The 20730-nt window shown below is 65.8% G+C and carries 12 protein-coding genes; 5 read left to right on the forward strand and 7 right to left on the reverse strand.

The window, feature by feature from the left end:
* Positions 1 to 101: 101 nt before the first annotated feature.
* Together ABC383_RS05910 and ABC383_RS05915 are read left to right on the forward strand one after the other, a co-directional pair.
* A complete protein-coding gene (locus ABC383_RS05910; protein ID WP_413012437.1) occupies positions 102 to 1034 on the forward strand; it encodes a LysR family transcriptional regulator in 933 nt (310 codons plus the stop codon).
* A 359-nt stretch (positions 1035 to 1393) separates the two neighbouring features.
* Positions 1394 to 2212 carry an ankyrin repeat domain-containing protein gene (locus ABC383_RS05915; RefSeq protein ID WP_413012438.1) on the forward strand — a complete coding sequence of 273 codons (819 nt, stop codon included), beginning with the start codon at positions 1394 to 1396 and terminating at the stop codon, positions 2210 to 2212.
* Here the strand turns inward: ABC383_RS05915 and purL are convergent.
* Positions 2209 to 6231, reverse strand: a complete 4023-nt coding sequence (gene purL / locus ABC383_RS05920) for a phosphoribosylformylglycinamidine synthase (RefSeq protein WP_413012439.1) — start codon at positions 6229 to 6231, stop codon at positions 2209 to 2211. The two genes, ABC383_RS05915 and purL, sit on opposite strands and share 4 nt — an antisense overlap.
* Before the next feature lie 406 nt (positions 6232 to 6637).
* On the opposite strand from purL, the gene ABC383_RS05925 reads away from it, so the two are divergent.
* Complete coding sequence (locus ABC383_RS05925) at positions 6638 to 7036, forward strand: antitoxin Xre-like helix-turn-helix domain-containing protein (RefSeq protein ID WP_413012440.1); 399 nt, start codon at positions 6638 to 6640, stop codon at positions 7034 to 7036.
* A complete protein-coding gene (locus ABC383_RS05930; RefSeq protein WP_413012441.1) occupies positions 7008 to 7745 on the forward strand; it encodes an RES family NAD+ phosphorylase in 738 nt (245 codons plus the stop codon). The genes ABC383_RS05925 and ABC383_RS05930 overlap by 29 nt, the downstream gene beginning before the upstream one ends.
* A gap of 32 nt (positions 7746 to 7777) precedes the next feature.
* Here ABC383_RS05930 and ABC383_RS05935 read toward each other — a convergent pair whose 3' ends face one another.
* On the reverse strand, positions 7778 to 8635 hold the full coding sequence (locus tag ABC383_RS05935; RefSeq protein WP_413012442.1) for an SDR family oxidoreductase: 858 nt from the start codon (positions 8633 to 8635) through the stop codon (positions 7778 to 7780).
* A gap of 208 nt (positions 8636 to 8843) precedes the next feature.
* Here ABC383_RS05935 and ABC383_RS05940 point away from each other — a divergent pair, with 208 nt between their 5' ends.
* Positions 8844 to 10115 (forward strand): cytochrome P450, encoded by a 1272-nt coding sequence (locus ABC383_RS05940; protein WP_413012443.1) that lies wholly within the window; start codon positions 8844 to 8846, stop codon positions 10113 to 10115.
* A gap of 32 nt (positions 10116 to 10147) precedes the next feature.
* On the opposite strand, the gene ABC383_RS05945 is transcribed toward ABC383_RS05940, so the two are convergent.
* The 5 genes from ABC383_RS05945 to ABC383_RS05965 all read right to left on the reverse strand — a co-directional run bounded on the left by ABC383_RS05945 (position 10148) and on the right by ABC383_RS05965 (position 20718).
* A complete protein-coding gene (locus ABC383_RS05945) occupies positions 10148 to 11461 on the reverse strand; it encodes an MFS transporter (RefSeq protein WP_413012444.1) in 1314 nt (437 codons plus the stop codon).
* Positions 11462 to 11757: 296 nt separating this feature from the next.
* The gene (locus ABC383_RS05950) at positions 11758 to 12699 is read right to left on the reverse strand and encodes a hypothetical protein (protein WP_413012445.1); all 942 of its coding nucleotides are present in this window, start codon (positions 12697 to 12699) and stop codon (positions 11758 to 11760) included.
* A 149-nt stretch (positions 12700 to 12848) separates the two neighbouring features.
* Positions 12849 to 14285: an efflux transporter outer membrane subunit gene (locus ABC383_RS05955; RefSeq protein ID WP_413012446.1), complete on the reverse strand. Its 1437-nt coding sequence runs from the start codon at positions 14283 to 14285 to the stop codon at positions 12849 to 12851.
* Positions 14286 to 14290: 5 nt separating this feature from the next.
* Positions 14291 to 17614, reverse strand: a complete 3324-nt coding sequence (locus ABC383_RS05960) for an efflux RND transporter permease subunit (protein ID WP_413012447.1) — start codon at positions 17612 to 17614, stop codon at positions 14291 to 14293.
* Positions 17611 to 20718, reverse strand: coding sequence for an efflux RND transporter permease subunit (locus ABC383_RS05965; RefSeq protein WP_413012448.1), 3108 nt, complete (start codon positions 20716 to 20718; stop codon positions 17611 to 17613). Before ABC383_RS05965 ends, ABC383_RS05960 begins: the two co-directional genes overlap by 4 nt.
* Positions 20719 to 20730: the final 12 nt, after the last annotated feature.

Genomic DNA, 20730 nt, shown 5'->3' on the forward strand with positions numbered 1-20730 from the left:
GCTCTAGGAAACACGAACGCCATGATATAAGAGACGGAAATTCCGCTGTTGGATGTAAAATCCTCTTCTTCATAGAATTAAAATCCACAATTAGGCGAAACATGACCCCTGCTGACCGCCTGAAGGGCCTGGAAACGTTCGTTGCAGTGGCAGAGGCCGGTAGCTTTACCGCTGCGGCCAAGCGCCTGAACCTGACTAATTCCGCAGTCGGCAAGGCCATCGCCCGGCTGGAGGCCCGGCTGAACCGGCAGCTTTTCGATAGAACCACACGCCGGCTGGAGATGACGGATGCCGGCGAGGTTTTCTACAAGACCTGCATACGCGTGCTCGAGGAACTGGAACTGGCGGAACGCACGCTGTCGGCAGAGCAGATTGCGCCATCGGGTCGTCTGCGCATCGATTTCCCGGCGACATTCGGCCGGCTGCGCGGCATGCCGGCGTTATTGGACTTTGCAAGAGCGTATCCGGACGTCACCCCGAATGTGTCGTTCACCGACAGGTTCGTCGATCTGATCGAAGATGGGCTGGACGTTGTCGTCAGGATAGGCGGAGCCGATTCGTGGCCGCCGACCCTCGGCTACCGCTATCTGGGAAACGAGGAGCTGATTTTCTGTGCGTCCCCGGCTTACCTGTCGGAACACGGCGAGCCAACGTCAATCAAGGCGCTGCTCGGTCATCATGCCGTGCTGTATGGACGGGCGGATGGCAGCACCGGTCCGTGGCTGATCAGGGACGGAAGCCAGCCCGTGGCGCGGCAGCAGGTCGACGGCCGGATCGTGCTGGGCCACGCCGAAGCGCAGGTCGCTTCGGTCGAGGCGGGTTTCGGCATTGCCCAGCTTGCGACGTGGCTGGTAGAGCGACAGATCCGCGAGGGCACGCTGGTCAAGATCCTGCCGGACCTTGCGACGCAGGGAGCGCCCCTGCATATCGTCTGGCAGCGCAGCCGGCAACATTCGCCGAAGGTGCAGGCGCTCATCGCCCACTTTGCCGCCTCGCTCAGAATCGGGCCGGATGGTGGAGACGCGCAAGGCTAGGAGTCCGGCACCCTTGCCTGTCCGTGCCATCTTCTACCGGCTGGTCAAGGGCCTTGCGGCGCTGGCGTTCTGTCTGAAGCGCTCCCGACTCTCCGACATATGCGATTGAAAGCCTCGGCGTGGCGTTCAGCCGGAAACCGGCCCCGTAACGATTGTGCGATTGGCAAACCGTTCTCAATCCCGGCCGATTGTCGGCAAACCACCGGTCCTGCCCGTTCCTGGTGCAGCGGGAACGGGTAGTCCTGCTTTCATCGCTTCATGCAAACCAGTAAAGTCCTTTTTATTTGCACCGCTCCCTTTAGCGCGTCACCCAGTTTCCGTTAACGATGACATCTGCTTCCCGCTTTCACTGGACAGCCATGAACGACGCGCATATCACCGCAACCCTGCACAGCCTCTACTGGCGCGCCGGCGGCCGCAAGCATGCTTCTACGGTCAACATGCTGCGACGCATCGTCGACGACGGCAGCCACCTGCACCGGCAGAAGGCCTTCCCGGCCGACTTTGAAGCCGTCGTACTTGCGCTGCTTGCCGACGGGAGTGCCGGGTGGGACGAAGAATTGCCGCTGGACCTGCTGGAACTGGCCTGCGAGGCCGGCTTCCCCGAAGTGGCGGCAAGGTTGCTGAAAAGCGGACTGGCACTGAGCAGCGAGAGCGCCGCATTGTGCATGGCCACGGCAATCGCATCCGGACAGGCGGCGCTGCTTGATGCGCTGCTGGACGCCGGCGTGTCGCCGCATGCTGCAGACGACGCCGGAATCCCGGTGTTCAGCCATGCGATTGCCGCTGGCAACGGCGCCATCATCGAGCGCCTGATGGCGGCCGGCGCCGGCCCCGACCAGCAGGGCCACGCGCTGGCCGCAGCCGCCATCAGCGGCGACGCCGGCCTGTTACGGCTCTGCCTGGCGCCGGGCGCATCGCAGCAGGCGCTCGACGAGGCGTTCGCGCTGGCTGCCGCGGCGGCGCAGCCCGACGCCATGGCAATGCTGCTGGAAGCCGGCGCCTGCGCCGGACCGGCCTTGCGCCAGGCGCAACAAGGCGGCGACGAGGACCGTACGCTGCTGATCCGCTCCCTGCTGTTCGCCCAGGGCCGCTATGACCAGCTGCTATCGCCCGAAGAGATCAGCGCGGCGGCACTCGCCCTGCAGCCGCCAGCCGCCGTCGACAAAACGCCTTAGCCGACCCACACCCGCGCATTGCGGAACATGCGCATCCACGGGGTGTGTTCACCCCAGCCATCCGGATGCCAGGACTGCTGCACCGTGCGGAATACCCGCTCCGCATGCGGCATCAGCACCGTGAAGCGGCCGTCGGGCGTGGTCACGGACGTGATGCCCTGGGGCGAGCCGTTCGGGTTGTACGGATAAGCCTCGGTATGCGCGCCCTTGTTGTCGACGAAGCGCATCGCCACCAGGGCGTCATTGACGCTGCCTGTCTGCGAGAAATCCGCATGGCCTTCGCCATGGGCGACCGCGATCGGCGCCTGGGTGCCGGCCATGCCCTGGAAGAAGATCGACGGCGAATCGGCCACTTCCACCATCGCGAAACGCGCCTCGAACTGTTCGGAACGGTTGCGGGTGAACTTCGGCCAGGCATGGGCGCCGGGGATGATGGACTTCAGGTTGCTCATCATCTGGCAGCCGTTGCAGATACCCAGCGCAAAGGTGTCGTCGCGGTTGAAGAAGGCGGAGAACTGCTCGGCCAGCTGCATGTTGAACAGGATGGTCTTGGCCCAGCCCTCGCCCGCGCCCAGCACGTCGCCGTAGGAAAAGCCGCCGACCGCGATCGCGCCCTTGAAGTCGGCCAGGCGGGCGCGTCCGGCGATCAGGTCGCTCATGTGCACGTCCACGGCGTCGAAGCCGGCCTTGTGCATCACGTAGGCGGTCTCGATGTGGGAATTGACGCCCTGCTCGCGCAGGATGGCCACCCGCGGCCGGGCGCCGGTGCCGATGAAGGGCGCGGCCACGTCCTGCTCCATGTCGAAGCTGACCTTGGGCGTGATGCCGGGATCGGCCGCGTCGTTGATGCGCTCGTACTCGGCGTCGGCGCAGGCCGGGTTGTCGCGCAGGCGGGCGATGCGCCAGCTGGTTTCGCTCCACAGCTTCTGCAGCGCCATGCGCGGCTGCTTGTAGATCACCTTGGCGTCGCGGGTGAATTCGATGTCGTCGCGCGGATTGGTCTTGCCGATGATGTGGCTGATCGCGCCCAGGCCGAACTCGCGCAGCACGTTCATCACGTCTGACTTCTGCTCGGCGCGCACCTGCAGCACCGCGCCCAGTTCCTCGGAGAACAGCGCGCGCAGCGTCAGCTCGTTGCGGCGCTCGCCGACCTGGGTTGCCCAGTTCTTGGAGTCGCCCCAGTCGGAGGCATGCTCGCCTTCCATGGTCAGGATGTCGAGGTTGACCGACACGCCGGTGCGGCCGGCAAAGGCCATCTCGCACAGCGTGGTGTAGAGGCCGCCGTCGGAGCGGTCGTGGTAGGCCAGCAGCCGGCCTTCGTCGTTCAGGCGCTGGACGGCGCCGAAGAAGGCCTTCAGCTGCTCGGGGCTATCGACGTCGGGCACCTGGTTGCCGATCTGCTGCATCACCTGCGCCAGCACCGAGCCGCCCATGCGGTTGCGGCCGGCGCCGAGGTCGATCAGGATCAGCGCGGTGTCGCCCAGGTCGGTGCGCAGTTGTGGCGTCAACGACTTGCGCACGTCGGTCACGCGGGCAAAGGCGGAGACGATCAGCGAGACCGGCGAAGTCACCGCCTTGGCCTGGCCGTCGGCTTCCTTCCAGGTGGTGCGCATGGACAGCGAATCCTTGCCGACCGGGATGCTGATGCCCAGCGCCGGGCACAACTCCATGCCGACCGCCTTCACAGTGTCGAACAGCGCAGCATCCTGGCCGGGCTGGCCGCAGGCCGCCATCCAGTTGGCCGACAGCTTCACGTCCGACAGCGCGGCGATCGGCGCGGCGGCGATATTGGTGATGGCTTCTCCGACCGCCATGCGGCCGGAAGCCGGCGCGTCGATCACGGCCAGCGGCGTGCGCTCGCCCATCGCCATCGCCTCGCCGACATGGCCTTCGAAGCTCATGGTGGTGACCGCGCAATCGGCCACCGGCACCTGCCACGGGCCGACCATCTGGTCGCGCACGGTAGTGGCGCCGACGGTACGGTCGCCGATGGTGATCAGGAAGGACTTGTCGCCGACGGTGGGCTGGCGCAGCACGCGCTCGGCCACTTCCTCCAGCACCATGCCGGTCAGGTCGACCGGCGGCAGTTCGACGGCGACGCGGCTGACGTCGCGGTGCATCTTGGGCGGCTTGCCGAGCAGCACATCCATCGGCATGTCGACCGGGTCGTTATCGTTCTGCGGATCGATCACCTTGAGCTGGCGTTCCTCGGTGGCGTGGCCGACCACGGCGAACGGGCAGCGTTCACGCTCGCACAGGTACTGGAACAGCGCCAGGTTTTCCGGGGCGATCGCCAGCACGTAGCGCTCCTGCGACTCATTGCTCCAGATTTCCTTGGGCGCCATGCCGCTCTCTTCCAGCGGCACGCGGCGCAAGTCGAAGATGGCGCCGCGCCGGGCGTCATTGGTGATTTCCGGGAAGGCGTTGGACAGGCCGCCGGCGCCGACGTCGTGGATCGACAGGATGGGGTTGTCGCCGCCCATGGCCCAGCAGGCGTTGATGACTTCCTGTGCGCGCCGCTCCATTTCCGGATTGCCGCGCTGCACCGAGTCGAAATCGAGGTCGGCGGTGTTGCTGCCGGTAGCCATCGAGGAAGCGGCGCTGCCGCCCATGCCGATGCGCATGCCCGGGCCGCCCAGCTGCACCAGCAGGCTGCCGACCGGCAGTTCTTCCTTCTTCGTATGCTGCGCGGTGATGTTGCCGATGCCGCCGGCGATCATGATCGGCTTGTGATAGCCGTACACGGTGCCGCCGACATTCTGCTCATAGCTGCGGAAGTAACCGCCCAGGTTGGGCCGGCCGAATTCATTGTTGAAGGCTGCGCCGCCGAGCGGCCCGTCGACCATGATCTGCAGCGGCGACACGATGCGCTCGGGCTTGCCGTAGATGCCGCCCTGTGCGTGGGCGTCGCGGCTGGCCGCCAGCTGCGCCACGTCACGCGCGTTTTCCCAGGGCTGCACCGCATGGGTCAGCATCAGGTTGGACACGGTAAAGCCCGTCAGGCCGGCCTTGGGCTTGGCGCCGCGGCCGGTGGCGCCTTCATCGCGGATTTCGCCGCCGGCGCCGGTGGAAGCGCCCGGGAAGGGAGAAATCGCGGTCGGGTGGTTGTGGGTCTCCACCTTCATCAGGATATGGGTCAGCTCCTCGCTGGCCTGGTAGACATTGCCCTCCTTCGCGCCGCGCGGATAGAAGCGCTGCACCTGCGCGCCTTCGATCACCGAGGAATTGTCGCTGTAGGCAACGATGGTGCCCTGCGGATTCAACTGGTGGGTGTTGCGGATCATCGCAAACAGCGACTTGTCCTGGCGCTCGCCGTCGATGGTCCAGTCGGCATTGAAGATCTTGTGCCGGCAATGCTCGCTGTTGGCCTGCGCAAACATCATCAGCTCGACGTCGGTCGGATTGCGCCTGGCCTGGGTGAATGCCTGCAGCAGGTAATCGATCTCGTCATCCGACATCGCCAGGCCCAGTTCGGCATTGGCCGTCACCAGCGCCGCCTTGCCGCCTTCCAGCACATCGACGAAGGCCAACGGCTTGGCGGCCAGTTCGCGGAACAGGCCAGCGGCATCGTCGGCGCTGCGCAACACCATTTCCGTCATGCGGTCGTGCAGCGCGGCGGCAACCGGCCCGACGCTGCCGTCAGCCAGGCGGCGCGCCCCGCCCAGGAGGCCGGATTTCACCGTCACGCGGTACGCCACACCGCGCTCGATGCGGTGGATATGGCTCATGCCGCAGTTGTGCGCAATGTCGGTGGCCTTGCTGGCCCAGGGCGAGATCGTGCCGAAACGCGGGATCACGACGAACAGGTCGCCCTCCTGCTGGTCGCCGGCCGGCTCGCCATAGGTCAGCAAGGCGCCAAGCCGCGCCTCGTCATCGCCGGACAACGCGTTGGCGGCGTCGATGAAATGCAGGTAGCGGGCGGAGACGCCGGTAATGGCGGCATCGATGCCTTGGAGCTGGGTCAGCAAACGTTGGGTGCGAAAGGCGGACAGGGCATTGGAGCCCGGCAGAATCAGCATGGCGAGAAGAGAGTTGATGCACCGCGGCTAGGAGCCTGCGCGGCAGAAGGGTCGGCGGCTGCAACGCGCGAGAAAACGGTCCAGTTCGGTATCACCACCTGCGCCCAGGGGTCCACCCTGGGCTTGTTGGTACTACCAAACTGTCCTCGTTTTTCGCACGTTTCGCTTCGCCGCCTTCTGCCGCGCAGGCTCCTAGTGTGTTTCATCCGCCGTGCGGGTTGCGTCGGGAAAACGCGATTATAACCTGCCGCATCGGCCAGCCGATCCGGCATCGGCACAGGACGCGGCTGCGCTGCACGGAAGTGGCCATGCGCCGCTGTCGAATTTCGATGGACAAGCCGAGCGAATGGTGTTAGTTTCCACTGCAATTAAGAAGCTTAAAATTTTCTCTGGAAAGGCCTTTCTCATGAACGCCTATGCTTCTCACTCTCCCGCGTCGATTACCGGCCTACAGCCCGATCCCGCTTCCACCCTCAGCAAGGCCGTACGCAACGTCGCCAGCCTGCTGGAACTGCGACAAAACTCCCTCGCCCGAATACTTGGCATCAGCGCCGCCACGGCTTCGCGGCTGTGCGCCGGCAGCTATCAACTCAGCCCCGAACGCGGCAAGGAATGGGAACTGGCGCTGCTGCTGGTCAGGCTGTTCCGCTCGCTCGACGCGATGCTGGGCCACGGCGCCGACGCCCGCACCTGGCTCAATTCCGACAACCTGGCGCTGGCCAGCAAGCCGCTGGCCCTGATGGAAAGCGCCGAAGGACTGGTTCGCGTGCTGCACTATGTCGACGCCCACCGTGGCCGGATCTGACGACCTGGCCAGCCACGCCGCCAGCCTGAAACTGGCGATATGGCGGGCGGTGGAAGCGCAGCACCAGGTTTCCACCATGGTGCTGGTGGACACGCTGGACGAGCAGGCGCTGCTGGAAAGCCTGCTGGATGCGTCCAAGCCGCCGCTGCCGGACGCCATGCGCAGTTTGCACTGGCTATTGTTCACCCCGTTCCGCTACCCGCCGCTGCCCTCCGGCTCGCGCTTTCGCGGTCCGGCCGAGCCCGGCGTGTTCTACGGCGCCGATGAAAAACGCACTGCCTGCGCCGAACTGGGCTACTGGCGCTGGCGCTTCCTCAACGACAGCCCGGCGCTGGACGCCATCGGCCCGGTAGCCCAGACCCTGTTCCTGACGCCGGTGGCGGGACAGGGCATCGACCTCAGGCTGCCGCCTTTCGACGCGATGCGCGCTGCCTGGATGCACCCGACCGACTATGCCGCCTGCCAGGCGCTGGCGCGCCAGGCCAGGGACGCCGGGCTGCAGCTGATCCGTTATGCCTCCGTGCGCGACCCCGAATCCGGCGGTTGCGCCGCGCTGCTGTCCCATACAGGCTTTGCCGCCGACAAGCCTTCGGCAAATGAAGCATGGACGCTCGTGGTGTCGCGCGAGCATGTACTCTGGCGCCAGACCTCGGTGTTCGAGAACCAGGCATTCGAATTCAGCGCCGCTGCATGGCGCGTCGGGGCCTGACGCAGCGCCGGCAACCTGTACGACGTACTGCTCTAGCCGTTGATCACCTCGCCGCCATTCGGATGCAGCACCTGGCCGGTCATGTAACTGCCGCCATCGGAGGCCAGGAACACGTAGGCGGGCGCCACTTCCTCCGGCTGGCCTGGCCGCTTCAGCGGCACGGTGTCGCCAAAGCTCTCCACCTTCTTCTCGTCGAAGGTGGAGGGAATCAGCGGCGTCCAGATCGGTCCAGGCGCGACGCCGTTCACATGGATGCCCTTCTCCACCAGGCCCTGCGACAGCGAACGGGTGAAGGCAACGATGGCGCCCTTGGTCGAGGCATAGTCCAGCAGCTGCGGGCTGCCCCGGTAGGCCGTGACCGAGGTGGTATTGATGATGCGCGCGCCTTCCTTCAGGTGCGGCAGCGCTGCCTTGACCATGAAGAACATCGAAAAGATGTTGGTGCGGAAGGTGCGTTCCAGCTGCTCGGCGCTGATGTCGGTGATGGCAGGCTGAGGATGCTGCTCGGCGGCATTGTTGACCAGTATGTCGAGATGGCCCAGTTCATCCACCACGCGCCGCACCGCATCCTGGCAGAACGACTCGTCGCCGACGTCGCCGGCGATCAGCAGGCACCTGCGGCCCGCGTCTTCCACCAGCTTGCGGGTTTCGGCCGCATCCTGGTGCTCGTTCAGATAGAGCACCGCGACATCCGCGCCCTCCCTGGCGTAAGCCGCCGCCACGGCGCGGCCTATGCCGCTGTCGGCGCCGGTGATCAGCGCCACCTTGCCATCGAGCTTGCCGCTGCCGCGATAGCCGGGGGGAATGGTATTGGGCTGGGGCGACATCTGTTTCTGGGAACCCGGCTGCTGCTCCTGATGCTGCGCCGGTACGCTATCTGGTTCGTCCATGACTGGCTCCTTGCTGTGTGTGGGCCACCGGCGCTGACGCCGGCCTCTTGCGCAAAGCATAGAAGGTGCGGGCCGTTCGATCTGTCGGACAATGCTCCAAATCGAAGTAGGACAATGGCGAGCCCTCGTGCCCAACGGGCAATAAGGGCGAACTAGCGCCTGGCATCCGGCTCTAATCAGCCTGTCAATATTGATGCGGAGCCATAACATGCCAACGACTACCGACGTCGCCCGCGCTGCCATTCCCAGGGAACCCGGCATCGACCATACCCTGGCGCTGCTCAAGGAAGGCTACCGCTTCATCGGCGAGCGCTGCCAGGCCTATGGCAGCGATGTCTTTGAAACCCGACTGATGATGAGCCGGGTGTTCTGCGTCAGCGGCGAGGACGCCGCCAGGATGTTCTATGTGCCGGACCGCTTCACCCGCCGCGGCGCCCTGCCGCCGAATGCGCTGACGCTGCTGCAGGACTACGGCAGCGCGATCATGCTGGACGGGGCGGCGCACCGCCATCGCAAGCGCCTCTTCATGTCGCTGATGCAGCGGCAGTCGATCGAGCACATGACGCGCCTTGCCACCGAGCAGTGGCGCGCCCGCATGGATGCCTGGGAAGGCATGAAGCAGGTGGTGCTGCATGATGAAGTGGAAGGCATATTGTGCCGCGCCGCATGCGCCTGGGCCGGCGTCGAACTGGGCGCCGGGGAAGCGCGGGAGCGCACCATGGAATTCGCGGCAATGATCGACGGCGCCGGCTCGGTCGGCGCGCGTAATGCGCGCGGCCAGATGTTGCGGGCACAGACCGAGCGCTGGGCGCGGGGCCTGATCGAAGGCGTGCGTGACGGCAGTCTCGACGTAACGAACGACTGCGCGCTGACCATCATTGCACGGCACCAGGATGAAAATGGGAAAGCGTTGCCCGTGAACGTGGCGGCGGTGGAACTGATCAACCTGCTGCGGCCCACCGTGGCGGTGGCCCGCTACATCACCTTCGCCGCGCTGGCCCTGCACCAGAATCCGCAGTACCGCGACAGCCTGGCCGCAGGCGACGACGACAGGCTGCAGTGCTTTGCCCAGGAAGTGCGGCGCTTCTATCCGTTCTTCCCGATGGTGGGCGGTCGCGCGCTGCAGCCTTTCGAATGGCGCGGCCATCTGTTCCTGCCGGGCGACTGGGTATTGCTGGACCTGTATGGCACCAATCACGACCCGGCCCTGTGGCCCAGGCCGAATGCCTTCAGGCCGGAACGCTTCGAGCACTGGGACGGCAATGCCTACACCCTGATTCCGCAGGGCGGCGGCGAGCATGACAGCGGGCACCGATGCGCCGGGGAATTCCTGACCATTGCGCTGATCAAGAGCCTGACACGGGAACTGGCCGCGATGCGCTACGTGGTGCCGCGCCAGAACATGTGGATCGACCTGGGCCGCCTGCCGGCGTTGCCGGCCAGCCGCTTCATCATGAGCAATGTGCAGCCGGCCTACTGAAGTGCAAGCCGGCTGCGTGGGAGGTCACTGCATCAGCGATTGACCAGGCTGCGCGGCTGCAGCAGCGCCAGCAGCGCGCCGAGGAACAGCGCCGCCGACACCACGTACATGCCGGCATTGGTGCTGTGCGTGACGTCCTTCATCCAGCCGATGATGGACGGGCTGACGAAGCCGGCCAGGTTGCCCACCGAGTTGATCAGCGCAATGCCGGCCGCGGCCGCGGTGCCGCCGAGGATGGCGCTCGGGTAGGTCCAGAACACCGGCATGGTGGCCAGCAGGCCGGCCGTGCCGAGCGACAGCGCCGCCATGGCCAGCATCACGTTGTCGCCAAAGATGGTGGCCAGCAGCAGGCCCAGTCCGCCCAGCGCGCTGGCGACGGCGAAGTGCCAGCGCCGCTCGCGGTTGCGGTCGGCGCTCTTGGCGTTGAACAGCATCGCCACCACGGCGCAGCCGTAGGGAATCGCGGTCAGCATGCCGACATCGAGCGCGTCTTTCACGCCGGCCGCCTTGATCAGCGTCGGCAGATAGAAGCCGACGCCATACAGGCCCATCATGCAGCAGAAGTAGATGGCCGCCATCAGCCAGACGCGGCCATTGCCGAACACGCCCGACAGGCCATGGTCGGCCTTGCCGCCGCTGTCGCCGGCGATGTTTTCTTCCAGCAGCCGCTTTTCCTCGGCATTGAGCCAGGAGGCGCCGGCGATGCTGTTGGGCAGGTAGAAGATGGTGATAACGCCCAAGATCAGCGACGGCACCGCTTCGATCACGAACAGCCATTGCCAGCCGGCCAGGCCATTCGCGCCGTGGAAGGCATTCAGGATCCAGCCCGACAGCGGTCCGCCGATCACGCCGGCGATCGGGATGCCGATCATGAACAGCGCATTCATGCGGCTGCGGCGCTGCGCCGGGAACCAGTAGGTCAGGTACAGCACGATGCCGGGAAAGAAGCCGGCTTCAGCCACGCCCAGGAAGAAGCGCAGCACATAGAACATGGTCGGGCTGCTCACATACATCATCGCGCCGGACAGGATGGCCCAGGTGATCATGATGCGGCCGATCCAGACCCTGGCGCCCACCTTGTGCATGATGATGTTGCTCGGCACTTCAAAGAAGAAGTAGCCAATGAAGAAGATGCCGGCGCCGAGGCCGTAGACGGTTTCGCTGAATTGCAGGTCGTTGAGCATCTGCAGCTTGGCGAAGCCGACATTGACGCGGTCGAGATAGGCCGCGACATAGCAGATGAACAGGAAAGGCAGCAGGCGCCAGGTGACCTTGGCATAGGTCGCGGCTTCCAGCTGCTGGCGCGCGGACGTGGCAGCGCCGTAGGGTAGCGTGGTGGTGTTCATGGGTTTTCAGGGGAAGGGAGAGGAAAGAAATCGCGCTGCCGTGCGGGCGGCAGTCATGTAAAACAAGAGCGTGATTGTTACATCGACATCAACAGCGGGAGGTGAATGTTTTTTGTCGAACGATGCGGGTTTGCAGGAGATTGCCGAATAAATTTCATCTGAAGCGCCGGACACGGGAGAGACCGCGCTTCTTAATACCGCTTAATCTGGAAACTGGTATCCATGACGTCAAACTGGATATTGGTCTCGTCAAAAGACGCCACTCCCGTATAACACTTCATCCTGACGTCCAGGTATTACTTTGCCGCCTCAAGGTATATACCGGCAAAGGTGCCGCGAACCAGCTCTTCCATTCTTTTGCAGACAAAACTTTCAAACGCAGCGAGTTCAGATTCTTTCACGGATGTAGAACTGCGATACCTTTGCTCGCATTCAGGATCGACGTTGATTGCGGGATTGTGGCTAGCGGGATCGAAGGGTTGCGGCGGTGTCACCGTGTTGGCATATTCCTCTCCGTACTTGGAAACGCTGCGTGACAGCGGAGTAATCCGACCGCTTGCATTTAGATTAGGGTCGAATTTCTTGCCAATCGAACGATTGGTGGACGAATCACCTGGCCTCAGATTAAATGGGCTGGAATTCAACATTTTGGTTAGGAGACTCTTGTTTTTTGCTTTTTGCTTTACAAAAAAATAGAGCCTGTCATCGCCCGCTTTCCATGTGCCAAAGTCGCGCGACGGTATGGTCAACGTCTTGATCAAATCCTCAATTACGGAAGAGTTGATAGCATTCCCGTCAATTGCCTCATGTATATCCTGGAAAGACATCCTGTGAGCCAAGTCGGATTCTTCCAACCTATTCTGCAAATCGACGTCGCCTGCTTCTTTGGCGTAGTCGCTAATGATTTTTTTAAAGGGTGAATAGAACTGGCCATTTTCCTTTCTTGGCGATTTGAAGCCAGTCGAAGGCTTTACCGTCGAGGGCTTTACACCGGCTATCGATGATTTGCCTGCAGCCGACGACTTCACAAGGTGATTGTCCGTTGATTGAGAATTTTTTGCCGGCGCAAAAACACTTGTGGCCGCATCCTTCGCGGGCCGGGAGGCAACCTTGGGCTTAACGGAGATGGACAACCTGCTCCGCGCTACCCCTATGTCATCTTCTGCCTTTTTGGTGGCGACAGACGTTCGAAGCGAACTCGGAAATTTAGCCTGTGCATCGCACGACGTAAGCTGCATGATGAACTCCTCCTTGTTTCGTGTTGGAAAGCCGGTTTGGAAATGCAGGGAACTTGGGCCTTGAAAGGGCTGGCGTAAGTAACAGCACGCCCCGCTCGGTTCTCGCTTCCCTGATCGGCAGACCCGCCAGAAAACAGGCTCCTAATCAATCAGGGATTACCCGTCCACCCCCCGCCCAGCGCCTGGATCAGCGCCACCGCCACGATCTGCCGGTCCGCCTGCAACTGCGCCAGCGTGCGCCGCGCCTGCAGCGCGGTGGTCTGGGCGGTGACGACTTCCGTGTAGCTCACCTGCCCGGCCCGGTAGCGGTTCAGCACCTGCTGCTCCGCTTGGTCCGCCGCGCTGGACGCGGCGCGGCGCAGTTCGAGCTGCTGCGCCAGCACGCGGCTGGCGGCGAGCTGGTCTTCCACCCCCTGAAATGCCACCAGCACGGTCTGCCGGTATTGCGCCGCGGTGCGCTCATGCGCGGCGCGGGCGCTGGCCACCTGGGCGCTGACGGCGCCGGCGTCGAAGACGCGCTGCGCCAGCGACAGCCCGAGCGACCAGGCCGCGGCCGATGCGTTGAACAGGTCACCGACCCGGCTGGCGCCGTAGCCGTAGGACGCGGAGAGGCCGATGCCGGGAAAATAACCGGCGCGGGCGACGCCGATGGCGGCGTTGGCGGCAGCCACCCGGCGCTCGGCGGCCGCGATGTCCGGACGCCGCTGCAGCAGGGTTGAAGGCAGCACCAGGGGAATGTCCGGCACCGTCGGCTGCCAGGCCGCCGGCGGCAAACTGAATTCGGCGGGCGTTTTACCGAGCAACACTGCGATCGCATGTTCCAGCTGCGCACGCTGCCGCTGCAGCGCCACTAGGTCGGCGCGGGCGGTGGCGAGCTGCGTCTGCGACTGGAACAGGTCGGTTTTCGGCGCCACGCCGGCGTCGTAGCGATTCTGCGTGATCTGCAGCACCCGCTCGTAGCCCGCGATGGTGGCCTGCAGCAGCTCGGCCTGGATGTCGGTCTCGCGCAGGTTCAGGTAATTGGCCGCCAGCTCGCCCTGCGCCGACAGCGTGGCCAGCGCCAGGTCGGCGGCGCTGGCCTCGGCCTGGGCGGCGGCATTCTGCACGCCGCCGCGCAGCCTGCCCCACAGGTCGGGCTCCCAGCTGCCGCCTAGGCTGACCTGGTAACTGTTGCCCAGCCGCGCGCCCTGTGCGCCGGACACCGTGCTGCGCGAGCTGCTGCGGTCGGCGCCAGCGTCCAGCGACACGGCCGGGAACAGCGCCGCGCGCTGTCCCGCCACCAGCGCCCTTGCCTGCGCATAGGCGGCGCCGGCGGCCGCCACGTTCTGGTTCGACACCTGCACCGAGGCCGCGAGGTCATTCAACACCGGGTCGTTGAACACGGTCCACCAGGCGCCACGCGGCGCGTCGTCCGCGGGCGCGGCCGGCACCCAGTCGCCCGCCTCCTTGAAACCGGCGGGCAGATCGATGGCCGGCGCTTCGTAGGCCGGCGCCAGCGCGCAGCCGCCGAGAACGGCGCACAGGGCCGCGGCCAGCAGGCGTCGCGGTGGAACAGACAGGGAATGGACGGACAGGGATAGGCGCATGGTGTTCAGGTCGATTGCGGTTCGGCGGTGCGGGCCAGCGCCCGCTCGCCCGGGCTGCGACGGCGCAGCTTGTCGAGCAGGATATAGACCACCGGCGTGGTCAGCAGCGTCAGCAGCTGGCTGGCGATCAGGCCGCCGATGATGGCGATGCCCAGAGGCCGGCGTAGCTCGGCGCCTTCGCCGAAGCCGATGGCCAGCGGCAGCGCGCCCAGCGCGGCGGCCATGGTGGTCATCAGGATCGGACGGAAGCGCAGCAGGCAGGCCTCGCGCACCGCCTCCAGCGCCGACAGGCCGCGGGCGCGCTCGGCTTCCAGCGCGAAGTCGATGATCATGATCGCGTTCTTCTTCACGATGCCGATCAGCAGGAAGATGCCGATCAGCGCGATGATGGAAAAGTCCATGTCGAACAGCAGCAGCGCAATGATGGCGCCGACGCCGGCCGAGGGCAGCGTCGACAGCACCGTGACCGGATGCACCAGGCTTTCATACAGCACGCCCAGCACGATATAGATCACGATCAGCGCGGCGGCGATCAGCATGGGCTGCTGGTCCTGGCTTTCCTGGAAGCCGCGCGCGGTGCCTTCGAAGCTGCCGCGCACATTGATCGGCATGCCGATGTCGGCCTCGGCCTGGCGCACCGCCGCCTGGGCCTGGGTCAGGCTCGCGCCTTCGGCCAGGTTGTAGGAAATGGTGGTCGCCAGCTCCGCATCCTGGTGGCTGATCGAGGTGGCCGTGGCGCGCTCGCTGAAGCTGGCGAAGGCCGACAGCGGCACCATGGTGGTCGGCGCGGTGCTGATCGCCTGGCCGCTGGCGGCATCGCGCAGGCCCGGGTTGACGGCGGTGCTGGTGCCGGTGGTCGTGGTCGATGTGGCGGCTGTAGTGGCTGTGCCCGTCCCGGCGCCAGCCGTGGCGCTGGCGCCGGCAACCGTTGTCGTCGCCAGGGCGCTTGCCACGCTGGTGCCGGCGGCCAGGCCAGTGGTGGGCGTGGTGGCGGCGACGCCACGGGCGGGCACATACACATCGCGCAGCGACTCCGGGCTGCTTGCATAGGCCGGCGCCACTTCCATGATCACCCGGTACTGGTTCAGCTCGTCGTAGATGGTTGACACCTGGCGCTGGCCGAAGCTGTTGTACAGCGCATTGTTGACATCGCGCGAATTCACGCCCAGCCGCGAGGCGCTGTCGCGGTCCACGCTGACGAAGGTCTCGACGCCGTTCTCTTCCTGGTCAGTGTCGATGTCGATCAGCGCGGGCTGGCTGCGCATCGCATCGGCGAGCCGGCTGGACCAGCGCTTCAGGTCGGCGATGTTGTCGCTCTTTAAGGTGTACTGGTAAGTGGAATTGCTGGAACGACCGCCCATGCGCAGGTCCTGCACCGGGTTCAGGAAGATGCGCACGCCGGTCACCTGCGCCAGTTGCGGCCGCAGCCGGGCAATCACTGCCTGGCCGCGGTCGGTGCGCTGGTCCGCGGGCTTCAAGGCGATATACATGAAGCCGCCGCCAGCGCGGCTGCCGCCGGTGAAGCCGACCACGGTGTCCACCGCCGGGTCGCGCCGGATGATGTCGACCACGCGGCGCAGCTTTTCCTGCATCGCCTCGAAGGAAATGCTCTGGTCGGCGCGGATGCCGGCGGCGATCTGCCCGGTGTCCTGCGTCGGAAAGAAGCCCTTGGGCGCGGCCTTGAACAGGTAGACGTTCATGCCCACCACCGCCACCAGGATGAACAGCACCAGCCAGCGGCTGGCCAGCGCCCAGTCCAGGCTGTGCTCGTAGGCGCGCTGGGTCAGCGCAAAGCCGCGCTCGAAGAAGCGCGACAGCCGTCCGGGCGGCTTGTGCTCCACGCCGGGCCTGAGCAGCCAGGCGCACATCATCGGCGTGGTGGTCAGGGAGATCAGCAGCGAGATCATCACCGCCGCCGACAGCGTGACGGCGAACTCGCGGAACAGGCGGCCGACCTGGCCGCCCATGAACAGCAGCGGTATGAACACCGCCACCAGCGACAGGCTGATCGACAGCACCGTGAAGCCGACCTCGCGCGCGCCCAGCAGCGCCGCCTTGAAGCGGTCCATGCCGGCCTCGATATGGCGGCTGGTATTTTCCAGCACCACGATGGCGTCGTCGACCACGAAGCCGGTCGCCACCGTCAATGCCATCAGCGACAGATTGTTGAGCGAGAAGCCCAGCGCATACATCACGCCGAAGGTGCCCAGCAGCGACACCACCGTGGCCACCGCCGGGATGATGGTGGCGCGCAGGCTGCGCAGGAACACGCTGACCACCAGCACCACCAGCACGATGGAAATGATCAGCGTCATCTCGATCTCGTGCAGCGAGGACCGGATCGACAAGGTGCGGTCGGATGCCACCTGCAGCCTGATGTCGGGCGGCAGCTGCGCCTGCAGCGACGGGATCAGCGCGCGCACGCTGTCGACGGTCTTGATCACATTCGCGCCGGGCTGGCGGGTGATGATCACCACCACCGCCGGCTGGCCGTTGAACAGGCCCAGCGTGCGCTTGTTCTCCTGGCCGTCATACACCCTCGCCACGTCCGACAGCCGGATCGCCGCGCCATTGCGCCAGGCCACCACCAGGCCGCGGTAATCGACGGCGGTGCGGCCCCCGCCGGCAGAGGATCGGGTATAGATCTGCAGACGCCGGTCGTCGCCCTCGATCGCGCCCTTGGGCCGGTTGGCATTGCTGGCCTGGATCGCCGCGCGCACGTCTTCCATGCTCACGCCGTAGCGGTTCAGCGCGAACGGCAGCAACTCCACCCGCACCGCCGGCAGCGAGCCGCCGCCCAGTTCCACATCGCCCACGCCTTCCACCTGCGCCAGGCGCTGCTGCACGATGTTGGAGACTTCGTCATACACCTGCCCCGGCGTGCGGCTGCTCGATGTCAGCGCCATGATCATCACCGGCGCATCCGACGGATTGATCTTGCGGTAGGTCGGATTGCTGCGCAGCGTAGCCGGCAGGTCGACCCGCGAGGCATTGATCGCGGCCTGCACCTCGCGCGCGGCGGCATCGATCTTGCGCGACAGGTCGAACTGCAGGTTGATGCGGGTCGAGCCATTGCCGCTGGTGGATGTCATCTCGTTGACGCCGGCGATCACGCCCAGCCTGCGCTCCAGCGGCGTGGCGACGCTGGTGGCCATGGTGTCCGGGCTGGCGCCGGGCAGCGTGGCCGACACCGAGATCGACGGAAAATCCACCTGCGGCAGCGGCGACACCGGCAGCACCAGGAAGGCCGCGATGCCGGCCAGCGCGAGGCCAATGGTCAGCAGCACGGTGGCGATGGGCCTCCGGACGAAAGGCGCCGACAGGTTCACGCGCCCGCCTCTTCCGCCGCCTGGCCGCGCTGGCCGCGCCCGCCGCGCAGACGCTGGCCGAGCCGGTCGAACGCCAGGTAGATCACCGGCGTGGTGTAGAGCGTGAGCATCTGGCTCACGATCAGGCCGCCGAAGATGGACAGGCCGAGCGGCCGCCGCAATTCCGCGCCCTCGCCCCAGCCCAGCATCAGCGGCACTGCGGCGAACAGCGCCGCCAGCGTCGTCATCAGGATGGGCCGAAAGCGCAGCAGCGCGGCCTGGTGGATCGCCTCGCGCGGCGCCATGCCCTCGTTGCGCTCGGCATCGATGGCGAAGTCGATCATCATGATCGCGTTCTTCTTCACGATGCCGATCAGGAGGATGATGCCGATGATGCCGATCACGCCGAGGTCTTCGCCGCTGATCATCAGCGCCAGCAGCGCACCCACGCCGGCCGAAGGCAGCGTCGACAGGATGGTCAGCGGATGCACATAGCTTTCGTACAGCACGCCCAGCACGATATAGACGCACACCACCGCAGCCAGGATCAGCCACAGCTGGTTGGTCAGCGAGGCCTGATAGGCGCCGGCCGCGCCGAGGAAGGTCATCGATACGCTGGCCGGCATGTTGATCTCCTGCGCGGCGCGGCGGATGGCGTCGACCGAGCGGCCCAGCGACACGCCGGGCGCGGTGTCGAAGCCCAGCGTGGTGGCCGGATACTGCGCCACATGGGTCACCTGCAGCGGCGCCGGCTGCTCGCTGATGCGGGCGATCGCCGACAGCGGCGTGGGCTTGCCGGCGCTGGTGCGCAGCTGCAGCCCGCCCAGCGTCTGCGGCGTGGCCAGGCCCTGCTGCTGCGCTTCCAGGATCACGCGGTACTGGTTGGTCTCGGTGAAGATGGTGGAGACGATGCGCTGGCCGAAGGCGCTGTACAGCGCCTCGTCGACCGCGGCCGCGGTGATGCCCAGCCGGGACGCGGTATCGCGGTCGATCTCGACCACCGCCGCCAGGCCCGATGCGCCGGCGTCCGACACCACGTTGCGCACCTGCGGCACCTCCTGCAGCCGGCGCGCCAGCTTGCCCGCCCACTCGTTCACGGTGGCGCTGCGCGCGCCTTCCAGCGACAGCCGGTACTGGGTCGGGCCGCTCTCGGCGTCGATGGTCAGGTCCTGCGTCGGCTGCAGGTACAGCGTCACGCCAGCCACGCGCCCGACCCGCTCGCGCAGCCGGCCCATGATGTCGGCCAGCTTGCCGTCGCGCTGGTCCTTCAAGTTGATCAGCATGCGGCCGGTATGCAGCATGGTGTTGTTGGCGGCGTCCACGCCAACGAAGGAACTCAGGTTTTCCACCGCTGGATCTTCGAGGATGGCTTGCGCCGCAGCCTGCTGCAGCTCGGTCATGCGCTGGTAGGACACCGACTGCGCCGCCTCCACCCGCGCCTGCAGCTGGCCGGTGTCCTGGGTCGGGAACAGGCCCTTCGGGATCAGGATGTAGAGCAGCACCGTCAGCGCCAGCGTGGCCAGCGCCACCAGCAGCGTCAGGGACTGGCGCGCCAGCACCCATTGCAGCGAGCGGTCGTAACGCACCATCACCCGGTCATACACGCGCTGAAGGCGGCCGGCAGGCTGTGGGTGCGCCGCATCGGCATGGCCCTTGAGCCAGCGGCCCGACATCATCGGCACCAGCGTCAAGGACACCACGGCCGAGATCAGGATGGTGATGGCCAGCGTGATGGCGAATTCGCGGAACAGCCGGCCGACCACGTCTCCCATGAACAGCAGCGGAATCAGCACCGCGATCAAGGAGACCGTCAGCGAGATGATAGTGAAGCCGATCTGCGCCGCGCCTTTTAACGCCGCCGCCATCGGCGTCTCGCCCTCCTCGATATAGCGGGCGATGTTCTCGATCATCACGATCGCATCGTCGACCACGAAGCCGGTGGCGATCGTCAATGCCATCAGCGACAGGTTGTTGAGACTGTAGCCCAGCAGATACATCACGCCGCAGGCGCCGATCAGCGAGATCGGCACCGCCAGGCTGGCGATCACGGTGGCGCGCAGGTCGTGCAGGAAGGCGAAGATCACCAGCACCACCAGCACCACCGCCAGCAGCAGCTCGATCTCCACGTGGCGCACCGAGGCGCGGATGCCGGTGGTGCGGTCCGACAGCACATCCACCCGCAGCGACGCCGGCAGGCCGGCCTGCAATTCCGGCAGGCGGGCCTTGATCGCGTCCACGGTGGCGATCACGTTGGCGCCCGGCTGGCGCTGCACGTTCAGGATGATGGCGGGCTTCATGTTGGCCCAGGCGGCCAGCTTCACGTTCTCGGCGCTGTCGACCACCTTCGCCACCTCCGACAGCCGCACCGGCGCGCCGTTGCGATAGGCAATGATCAGCGCCGAATAATCCTGCGCCGTCACCAGCTGGTCATTGGCATTGATGGTGAAGGAACGGGTCGGGCCGTCGAAGCTGCCCTTGGCGCTGTTGGCATTGGCCGCGCTGATCGCATTGCGCAGGCTGTCCAGGCCGAGGCCATAGGATGCCAGCGCCTGGCTGTCGGCCTGGATGCGCACCGCCGGCCGCTGGCCGCCTGACAGCGACACCAGGCCAACACCGGATACTTGGCTGATCTTCAGGGCCAGCCGGGTGTTGACCAGGTTCTGCACCTCGGTCAACGGCAGGGTGTCGGAGGTGATGGCCAGCGTCAGCACCGGCGCGTCGGCCGGGTTGACCTTGGCGTAGACCGGCGGCGCCGGCAGGTCGGCCGGCAGCAGCGAGGAGCCGGCATTGATTGCGGCCTGCACTTCCTGTTCGGCCACGTCGAGCTTCTCGCCGAGGTCGAACTGCAGGGTGATCACCGACACGCCCGCGGCGCTGGTGGAGCTCATGCGCTGCAGGCCGGACATCTGGCCGAACTGGCGTTCCAGCGGCGCGGTGACGGTCTGGCTCATCACTTCGGGGCTGGCGCCCGGATACAAAGTCTGGACCTGGATCGTCGGGAAATCCACCTGCGGCAGCGCCGACAGCGGCAGGAAGCGAAAGCCCATGAAGCCGGCCAGCACGATGGCCAGCATCAGCAGCGAGGTCGCAACCGGGCGCTGGATGAAGGGTGTCGAAGGGCTCATGCCTGGTGCATC

The organism is Noviherbaspirillum phoenicis, assembly GCF_047237965.1.
Classification (GTDB): domain Bacteria; phylum Pseudomonadota; class Gammaproteobacteria; order Burkholderiales; family Burkholderiaceae_D; genus Noviherbaspirillum_A.